The organism is Methylobacterium nigriterrae, from assembly GCF_037106235.1.
In the GTDB taxonomy this organism is placed as follows: Bacteria; Pseudomonadota; Alphaproteobacteria; order Rhizobiales; family Beijerinckiaceae; genus Methylobacterium; species Methylobacterium nigriterrae.
Genome location: NZ_JBAWTG010000883.1, coordinates 1 through 270 on the forward strand (window position 1 = coordinate 1; position 270 = coordinate 270).

1 protein-coding gene is annotated in these 270 nt (G+C 61.9%); it reads left to right on the forward strand.

Going from position 1 to position 270, the window contains the following annotated elements:
- On the forward strand, nucleotides 1-270 hold a 270-nt coding region (locus WDW90_RS39540; RefSeq protein ID WP_336493048.1), incomplete at both ends, for a hypothetical protein.

Sequence of the window (270 nt, forward strand, 5' to 3'; positions counted from 1 at the left end):
TCCGGATGGATCGGTTCAACTGCTGGTGCGCGGTGAGGTTGCCGCCATTCCGCTCAAGGGCGTCGTTGATTTGGCCGCCGAGAAGGCGAGGCTCGATAAGGAGCTTGCCAAGGCTGAGGCCGACATCAAGCGCGTCGACGCCAAACTCGGCAACGCAGACTTCGTTGCGCGTGCGCCGGAAGAAGTGATCGACGAGCAGCGCGAGAAGCGGGAAGAGGCCGAAGCGCGGAAGACAAAGATTCTCGAAGCGCTCGAGCGACTCAAGAGTGC